This is a genomic window from Bradyrhizobium ottawaense (assembly GCF_900099825.1).
Taxonomy (GTDB): domain Bacteria; phylum Pseudomonadota; class Alphaproteobacteria; order Rhizobiales; family Xanthobacteraceae; genus Bradyrhizobium; species Bradyrhizobium ottawaense_A.
This window is the reverse complement of the sequence record NZ_LT629693.1, coordinates 6,042,747-6,051,580: the sequence shown is the minus strand read 5'-3', so window position 1 is coordinate 6,051,580 and position 8,834 is coordinate 6,042,747. Positions and strand designations below refer to the sequence as shown.

5 protein-coding genes and 1 pseudogene are annotated in these 8,834 nt (G+C 59.4%); 3 read left to right on the top strand and 3 right to left on the bottom strand.

Going from position 1 to position 8,834, the window contains the following annotated elements:
- The first annotated feature begins 90 nt into the window (after positions 1-90).
- A complete protein-coding gene (locus tag BLR13_RS28265; protein WP_074817130.1) occupies positions 91-1,266 on the top strand; it encodes a LysM peptidoglycan-binding domain-containing protein in 1,176 nt (391 codons plus the stop codon).
- 194 nt (positions 1,267-1,460) lie between these two features.
- Here BLR13_RS28265 and BLR13_RS28260 read toward each other — a convergent pair.
- Positions 1,461-1,943, bottom strand: a pseudogene (locus tag BLR13_RS28260) (IS110 family transposase); the annotation flags it as partial.
- A 608-nt stretch (positions 1,944-2,551) separates the two neighbouring features.
- On the opposite strand from BLR13_RS28260, the gene BLR13_RS28255 reads away from it, so the two are divergent.
- A complete protein-coding gene (locus BLR13_RS28255; RefSeq protein ID WP_074817135.1) occupies positions 2,552-3,454 on the top strand; it encodes a fibronectin type III domain-containing protein in 903 nt (300 codons plus the stop codon).
- 49 nt (positions 3,455-3,503) lie between these two features.
- Positions 3,504-3,776: a hypothetical protein gene (locus tag BLR13_RS28250; RefSeq protein ID WP_074817138.1), complete on the top strand. Its 273-nt coding sequence runs from the start codon at positions 3,504-3,506 to the stop codon at positions 3,774-3,776.
- A 257-nt stretch (positions 3,777-4,033) separates the two neighbouring features.
- On the opposite strand, the gene ltrA is transcribed toward BLR13_RS28250, so the two are convergent.
- Positions 4,034-5,566 carry a group II intron reverse transcriptase/maturase gene (gene ltrA, locus BLR13_RS28245; protein WP_171944926.1) on the bottom strand — a complete coding sequence of 511 codons (1,533 nt, stop codon included), beginning with the start codon at positions 5,564-5,566 and terminating at the stop codon, positions 4,034-4,036.
- A gap of 483 nt (positions 5,567-6,049) precedes the next feature.
- Positions 6,050-7,948, bottom strand: a complete 1,899-nt coding sequence (locus BLR13_RS28235; RefSeq protein ID WP_079585715.1) for a potassium transporter Kup — start codon at positions 7,946-7,948, stop codon at positions 6,050-6,052.
- Positions 7,949-8,834 lie beyond the last annotated feature (886 nt).

Sequence of the window (8,834 nt, the reverse complement as noted above, 5' to 3'; positions counted from 1 at the left end):
GTATTCTTGGCGCGCAAAACCGGTCCCCACTTTGCTGGAAAACGCTGTACAATGCCGACGAGGTAACGTTCCGGCCGATGGACGAACATCATGACCGCCACGTCGATGAGCCGAATGGTCCTGCTGGCGTTTGTTGCGGCCTGTGGTATCCCGCTTGTCTTCGCGATCCAGCACTTCCGCCGCGAGCCGCCGGTTGACACCAAGGCCGCAACAGCCGCGCCGGCGGTCTCTAAGCCAGCATCGGGCGCGCAAGATCCGGGTCCGGACGCGCTCGCAGCGGCGCAAGCAAAAGCAGACGCCGTGGCGGCCGCGCTGGCCGGATCGTCCGTACCGCCGGACAGCGACGACGGCGTGCCGGCGTTCGACATTGCCCGCATCGAACCGACGGGCGAAGCGGTAATCGCGGGCCGGGCGATGCCGGGCGCAACAGTGGAACTGCTGCGCAACGGCGAACTGCATGATCGCGCGGTCGCGGATCAATCCGGACAATTCGCCATGGTCCCACCCCGGCTTCCTCCAGGTACCTATGACCTGACGCTGCGCTCTAACCAGCCGGACGGCCGGCAGACCACGTCCAAACAGAGCGTGGCGGTGGCGATTGAGCCGGGACCGACCGACCGGCCGGTCGTGGCGCTGATGACGCCGAGCAAACCCACCGTCGTGCTGTCGCAGCCGCCTGCGCCAAAGGCGATGGCCGGCGCAGTGGTTGTGGAATCGGTCGAGATCGAGCCAGGCGGCAAGTTCCATGCGAGCGGCCGCGCGCGCCCCGGCGTCGCGGTGAGGCTTTATCTCAACGACACCTTTGTTGCGTCAGCAACGGCCGGCGCGGATGGACGTTTTGCGGTCACGATCAATGAAGGGGTCGCGCCCGGCAGCTACCGCGTCAGGCTGGACGAGGTGGAGCCCAATTCCGGCGCGGTGCGCGCACGCGCCGAGGTACCCTTCAACGTTCCCGACACGATGGTCACGGCGTCCGTGCCGGCGCAGGCCACAGCCTCCAAGCGGCCGGACACTGCCGCTGCACAGCAGCCGCAGCTGGCGGCCGCCGTGGCGACCGTTCTGCCAGACGGAGGCTCGCCCTCCACCGTGGTCGTGCCGAAGATCGCAACCACCACCGTCTCCCGCGGCGATAGCCTCTGGCGCCTCAGCCGCCACACCTATGGTGTGGGCACGCACTACGCCGTCATTTACAAGGCGAACCGGGAGCAGATCCGCAATCCGAATCTGATTCATCCCGGCCAAATCTTTGTCCTTCCGGCGCGGTGATAGCGCGAAGCAGACGGGCGGGGATCGCAAACGGAATGGAACCTTCTCCACTGGCTCTGGAGCCAAGACCTACGACCAAACCGAATTTCTGAAACTCCGAAATTTGATTCGCCTTCCGCGCGAATCAATGGTTGGCTCCGGGGTAGGGCAACCTCTGACACCCGATTGTCGCTCGGGTCGGCAACAATATGCAGCAGCTCGGTCACTCCTTTGCGTCCGACCGGCGCGACAATGCCTAACTCGGCAAGATGTGCCCGGATCGAATTGATCACCGCGGTCTGCTGGCGAATGAAGAGATGGCGGGTGCGATGAAGCATCAAGCAGCTCTGCTGCTCAGGCGTCTTCGTTGGTACGAACCGCATGTTGGCTCGAGCGACCGCTTCGCAGATAGCCTCTGCGTCAGCCATGTCGTTCTTCTGCCGCTTTACATAGGGCTTCACGTAGGCCGGCGGCATCAGCCGAACGGTATGGCCGAGCGCCTGAAGTTCGCGCGACCAATGGTGAGACGAGGCGCAAGCCTCTATGCCAACCAGGCATGATGGCAGCTTCTGAAAAAACGCCAGCACAGACTGCCGCTTCAACTGGCGACGGATGACCACCTGGCCCGCTGCATCAACGCCGTGTACCTGGAAAACCGACTTGGCGATGTCTAAACCGATTGTCGTAATCGTCTGCATGGCTCGCTCCTCTGAATCGTGGGAGCCTTAACAGCCCCCACATCCGTGGCACTCTCGTGCCGGTGGAGGAGCCGTCCACAGCATCATGAACGGACTCATGCACCGCAGCAAAAACCCGTCACAACGCGGAGCGCGTCGCAACGGGGTACTACTTAAGGGGAAGTACGGCCAAACAGCCGCTCGGCGTCTGCTCTATCCGCATTGCATATTCCTTGGATGGCCAAGAAGTCCCACCCACGCCTGCTTGAAATCACAGTAATCCCCTTGGAGCCAACGCGATGGGAGTGGCGAGTTTACGAAGGCGATACGCCACTACGCCGCATCAGCGCTTTACACCACGCTCGCCAGCCTCTCAGGCGCCCTCTGGCGAATAAGACGGGCTAGCTCCTGAAATCGAATTGCAAATATATCTCAAATTTTAGGGATTGCTCGCTGGGTCACCTCGGCGGCTTTTTTCTTGCGAACGCCGCGCGGGATTCCTCCATCAAGCATGTGTGAAGCCCTCGCCGCGTATGCTATAGTTGGCCTCCGAGGATCGGCGCCAGGCTCACAAGCCCGCCAAATTGGTCTACGTTCAGACCTTTTAATGCGAAGCTAGGAGGCGGCGGATGCCATCGTATAGGTGCACCGTAAATGAAGTCGGACCCGCCGTCGACGGAACCGAAACAGCTTCGCCGGTCGTTTATATCAACCTGACCGATACCAAGGGGAGCTTTGCGAACACCTGGTTCTATGCGGCTGATGGAGCCCAGAATCAGATGCTCGATGTCGCAATTGCTGCGATCAACGGTGACAATGCCGTCGATGTGGTCGCCACGGGGCCGAACGCTGGGGGCATGCCCTATACGGAAATTGACCGCATCCACGAAATGCGACCCCGGCCGCCCGCGGCGCCCACCAACTTGCACCTCATTGAAATACAGCCTGCGCTTAGCCCGAGCCAACGACAGTTATTCGTTGGTTGGAACGATAACTCGGACAACGAAGATGGCTTCGTTCTTGTATTTCAACAGCAGCCGAACGGCGTGCCAGGCGAGTATGGTGTCCCGGCCAATTCAACGACGGGCTACATGGTTCTCGATGGCGGGCATGACTACACGATCTACGTCGCAGCTTTCAATAACGCTGGCTATTCGGCGCCGTCGAACTCGATTCTGGTCACGGTCCCCGACACCCCTCCGGCCGCCACTCTCTCTGCAGCCGTAATTCCTTCCTCGGGCAATTTCGTTCTCTCGATCACCGGGACCAACTTCGGAAATAACGAGCCGGTTGACATCGCCGTCGTGTGGTCCGTGGTTGGGGAGCAGCCAGCAACATTCCCGGTCCTAGGGACCGCTAACAGCCTCGGTGAGTTTAGTGTGCCATTTTCCGGAGTAGTCCCGGAAGGACTTTGTCCGATAACGGTGCCCTTCGGACAGCTGCAGCCAAGTCAGACGTTTCAGATCACAGCTACCGGTCAGACGAGCCACAAGACCGCCTCTGCAACCGCCGGACCGTTTACGTGTCCTTGAGGGGCAGCAAAATACAACCAGGCTACCGCCGCAAGTAAGGAGAATCGAAATGCCTTGGTATAAGTGTACAGTCAATGAGGTGGGGCCGGCGATCGACGCTACGGATACACCGGCTCCCGTCATTTATCTTAACCTCACAGACCAGGGCGCTAGCTTCACCAACACTTGGTTCTATGCCGGAAGCGGCGGACAAACCCAGATGCTCGCGGTCGGAATTGCGGCGGTCAACGGTAACAAATCAGTCGAGGTCGCCGCTGACGCACCCAACGCCGGAAACAGCCCATTTACGGCAATCTCCCGAATGTATCTTCTTAAGGGCTGAGCTGCGGACCCCGCCGCTACCCTAGCATGGGGGTGACGCCGTTCGAGGCACAGACCCGGCATCGCCGTCATAGACGCGGTAGGGCCGATCACTCCGCTTTGACACCAATCCCTCTAACCCAATGCTGCAGGCCGCTCGGAATAGGTCAGGCTAACAACAGCGAAACGCTCTCGATCGGCGCTTCGCCTCAACGGCTCTTGAGGGTCAAACGCGTCATTTTGACCGTGCGCAGACGCCTTTCGCGGTAGGGACGCGAGTTACCTCGCGCCCCCCGCACAGATCCGTACGGGCCCAATTCGGGCATACGGCTCCCACCTTGGGTGTCTGACGGCGAAGCGACTCTCTGGCCACGGATGAAGGATTCGCGGTTTCGGGAGCCAGTGGTCGGCCAACCGCTTGATCCGCTCCCAGGTCATCCCATCTTTTTGGCTCCGCCACTGCAGCGTTCGCCGCCAGAGATTGGTAACGTGGAATAGGAACGCGGACAGTGACGAACTGTTTGTCGGCACCGCGTGGTAGTTGAAGTAACCGGTGACGACCTGCTGCAACCATCTTCCCTGCTGGGGAATCGGCTGATGCATGCTCCGTCGCAGTTCCTGTTTGATGGCTTGCAACTTTGCCTGCATGCGATCGCGCCGGGACTTTCGTTTGATTTGGAATTTGCCCCGACGAGTTTTGCTGCAGATAAAGGTGAAGCCCAGGAAGGTGAAGGTCTCCGGTTTGCCGAGCCCGCGCCGCTTGCGGTTTTCCACCGCGAAGCGTCCAAACTCGATCAGCCGGGTCTTCTCCGAATGAAGCGACAGTGCAAACTCCTGTAACCGCTTACGCATCTCGTCGAGGAAGCGACGGGCGTCGGTCTCGTGCTCGAAGCCAACAATGAGGTCGTCGGCGTAGCGCACGATGATCATATTGCCCGCTGCCTCACGCCGTCGCCAGCGCTCGGCCCAGAGATCGAAAACGTAGTGTAAGTAGAGATTGGCCAGAAGCGGTGAGATCACCGATCCCTGCCCGGTCCCCTTGTCACTGACCGTCACGATTCCGTCTTCCAGGACGCCTGCCTTGAGCCATTTCTGGATCAGGCGGATGATACGTCGGTCGCCGACGCGATGTTCTACAAACCTGATGAGCCACTCCTGGCTCACCGTGTCGAAGAACGAGCGGATGTCAGCGTCCAGTATCCAGTTCACCTTTGTGCTGGTGATCCCGACCATGAGCGCATCCATCGCATCGTGCGTGCTGCGTTCGAGTCGGAACCCATACGAGAACCCGAGGAAATCCTCCTCGTAGATCGCGCTCAGCACCGCAGCCGTGGCCCTCTGGACGATCTTGTCCTCAAGGGCGGCGACCGCGATCGGGCGTTGCCGACCATCCGGTTTGGGTATGTAAACCCGCCGCGACGGTAGTGCCCGATACGCTCCCCGATGGACGCGAGCATGCAGGTCCTCAAGATTGCGCTCAAGGTGCTGCTCGTAATCCCGACATGTCAGCCCATCCACTCCAGCTGCAGCATTCCCCTTGAGTTCAGAGAATGCCTCTGCGAGATGGTCAATACTGACGTGATGGAAGAGCGCGGTGAACTTCTCCTTCTTCCTTTGCCTTGCGGCTTGCCGTATGCGCTCCAGCGCCTGTGACACGGTTCCCCGGTACTGTGCCCGGCCCGTGCTTTGCTGACGCACATTCCCCTCGGCCCCCGCCCTTGGCTCCACCAACTCCACAGCCGGTTGCCCGGCTTTGTTCGTTGGCTTCACAGCTACTATGGCGGGGTCAGACTTCTCATGATCGTACATCATCGGCTACGGCTCCTCGCCTTCCCGACGCGGGCCAGTGCAGCACGCATACTGGTGCTGGCCGACCATGAGATCTCCCGGTTCCCAAGCAAGAGCGTGCGCACATGCCAGTGTCTAAGACCACGCCGGGCCGTCTGGGCGCTCGCGTTATCGCGCCCATCCGTGTTGCCTTCCGTCACCGGAACGACGTCGGCACCCAGAATGAGGGTACTTTCGCGGCTCAATGGCTGGCCTATGCGCTCCCCTGTCAACGCTTCGCCGAGGCCCTCGCGGGCATCTGCGCATGACTCGGGGTCGATGCGGTTCGCTACTCCTTCATCGTGATGGACTTCCACCATCTACTCCTTGCCGGTCTCCCGGCGCACTCCGGTCCACCCCCAATAAGCGGACGTTCTCAGGATCAGCGGGCATGTCCCAAAGGTGCCAACAAGAGACTCATGCGCCGCAGCAATCGAGAGCGTCGACGGAACAGCTTAGTCGTGGTGTCTAAATTGAAACCTGCCGCCCGATCTCAACGACCTGATCGCTGGGGAGGCTGAAGAAGTCGCTAACATGGACGGCGTTGCGCTCCATCACAGCAAAGAACCGCTCCTGCCAGGCAGGCAAGCCCATGCCGTCTTCGCGGCCGACCACCGTCTCATGTCCCACATAATAGGTCACGTCGTCGAGATCGATAGTACATCCCAACGCCTTGCCGACCGTAAGCAGTTCCGGAATATGCGGGCGCTCCATGAAGCCGAAACGCGCTTCCGCGCGCCAGAAATTCGGCGCGACTTCGTCGATTGTCATGCGGTTGCCGGGCGCGACCCACGGCACTGACAGGATTTCCACGCGCAGCACGAAGAGATGTTCATGCAATGCGCGGTTATGCTTGACGTGCCAGATCATGACGGGCGGCGTATCCCGCTCGGTCCTGGTCAGGAACACGGCCGTACCGGGAACGCGTGGAATGCTTTTGGATTGAATATCCTTCATGAATTCCGGGACGGGGATCAGAGATTCATGCATTCTGGTCATCACGGCAGCCGCTCCGCGATGCCAGATCCACATCACGCTGTAGACAGAAGCAGCCAAGATCAGCGGTACATATCCGCCCTCGGCGATCTTGGTTAGATTGGCAAGGAAGAAGGCGCAATCGACGATGAGAAAGAAGGCTGCGACAGATCCGGCGGCCAACATGCTCCAACCCCAGATCTCGCGCATTGCAATGAAAAGCAGTGCCGACGTCATCAGCATCGTCAGCGAAACCGCGATGCCGTAGGCAGCCGCTAGATTATCGGATCTGCCAAACCCGATTGTGAGCCCGAGGGTTACGATCATTAGCAGCCAGTTGACGACACCGACGTAAATCTGGCCGTAACCTTCCGATGAGGTCTGCTTGATCCGCAGCCTTGGCAGCCAGCCGAGTTGAATTGCCTGCCGTGTCATCGAGAAAGCCCCGGTTATAATCGATTGGCTGGCAATGATCGTCGCTACTGTCGCAAGCGCGATGAACGGAATCAGGAGACCTCCGGGACAAAGCCGAAAGAAAATATTGCCGTCCGTCGGGACGCCTTCAAGAACCAGCGCCGCCTGCCCGGCATAGTTGAGGATCAGACTGGGGAAGACGACCGCGAACCATGCCAGTGTAATGGGCCGCCTACCGAAATGACCCATATCGGCATAGAGAGCTTCAGCGCCGGTGACGCAGAGAAACACCGCGCCCAAAACCAGAAAGCCGGTGGCCCCATGTGAGAACAGATACGACAGACCGTAGACAGGATTGAGTGCGGCGAACACGGAAGGATGTTGGACAATGCCTGAAATCCCCATCAACGCCAGGGCGACAAACCAGAGCAGCATTACCGGGCCAAAATAATTGCCAATCGCTGCTGTTCCCAGCGACTGGATGGCAAACAGCGCGAGCAGGATCGCAACGGCGGCGGGAACGACATAGGACTGCAATACCGGAGTCGCCATGTTCAGGCCCTCCAGTGCCGACAGCACCGAAATCGCCGGCGTAATCGCCCCATCACCGTAAATCAGAGCCGCCCCGAACAGGCCGACTGCCACGATGGTCGGCCGCTGTTGCTTCTTAACTCCCAACAAGGCCATCAAGGCCAGAATGCCACCCTCGCCGTCATTGTCGACGCGCATAGCGAACGAGACATATTTGACCGTTGTAATGATAAAGAGAGTCCAGAGCACGAGCGAAAGCGCGCCCAGGATAACACCTGCGTCGGGAGCGCCTTCGGTGGTACCGAGAATGGTCTTGAACGTATAAAGAGGGCTGGTCCCGATATCGCCAAATACGATGCCAAGCGCCGACAAGCCGAGAGTTTGCAGCTTACCCGGCGGAGCTTGTCGCGCTGCCTCGGCGGCAGTAGTTGCTGGATTTTCGATCAATGTGCAGCCCAGAACAGAAATTTGATTGCCGACAGCAAACAGCCTTCCGGGCAATCGTGTTAGGTCACCAGATAAGCCGGACTGATGGCAACAGCCAATCGCCTTCCCCACAAACTATCAACTTGTATTGCGACAATGAGGCGACGCAGCGAGTTGGTCTTGCCGACGAGGCAGCACTGTAACCGCTCAAATGCGTCCCCGGGAAGATGTCCCGGATTGCTTCGGCGTATTACCGTAGGGCCAGCGAACAATGTGACGTATGGGTCATTCACGTCGGTTTGCAGACGTTGCCAGACCATCCCGACATGTCGCAAAAGTGCCAACAGGCGACATTCGAAGTAAAGAGGGCCCCAACTCAGGCGGCCTTCATGTCGTTTTCGGCGACCGCAATTCGCTCTTGGCCCCTGCCTGAAAGTCTGGGACCTGCATTGGGTCGATGTTATCGCACCTGATACAGCGAAATTTGCGACCGCCTGTCTTGACGATCACGAAGTGCATCGGCTTGCCACATTTCCGGCAGATCGGGCGGGGAGCGTTTTTGAGCATGGGTGCTCGCGCTCACTTAAGGCGCGAGTCTTCTGCTCACAGTCATCGGATAACTACCTGGGTGTGCCGATGATGGAACCACGATAGCCAACTATTGTGACGGCTGCATCAAGAAAAAACAGGACTATGTAAGGAGACCGCATCCACATGAACGAGTGGCTTTCATCGCCCGGCTTGCAGCCCCGACTTAGCAGTAAGGCCGCCTCAGTTGGCGGCCTCTTCCGTTCTTCGTGGTGTTCGTGCGCTGCAGTTTTGCAACACCTGCCGTGTTCCTCGGGCTGGAACCACGGTTTTGACTCCCCGCTCATAAAAATTTGGCTCAGTCTTTGACGACCGGGGC

What these genes read in the sequence shown, in the direction of transcription:
- BLR13_RS28265 (WP_074817130.1), top strand. Translation starts at nt 91, where the DNA reads ATGACCGCCACGTCGATGAGCCGAATGGTCCTGCTGGCGTTTGTTGCG.
- BLR13_RS28255 (WP_074817135.1), top strand. Translation starts at nt 2,552, where the DNA reads ATGCCATCGTATAGGTGCACCGTAAATGAAGTCGGACCCGCCGTCGAC.
- BLR13_RS28250 (WP_074817138.1), top strand. Translation starts at nt 3,504, where the DNA reads ATGCCTTGGTATAAGTGTACAGTCAATGAGGTGGGGCCGGCGATCGAC.
- ltrA (WP_171944926.1), bottom strand. Translation starts at nt 5,566, where the DNA reads ATGATGTACGATCATGAGAAGTCTGACCCCGCCATAGTAGCTGTGAAG.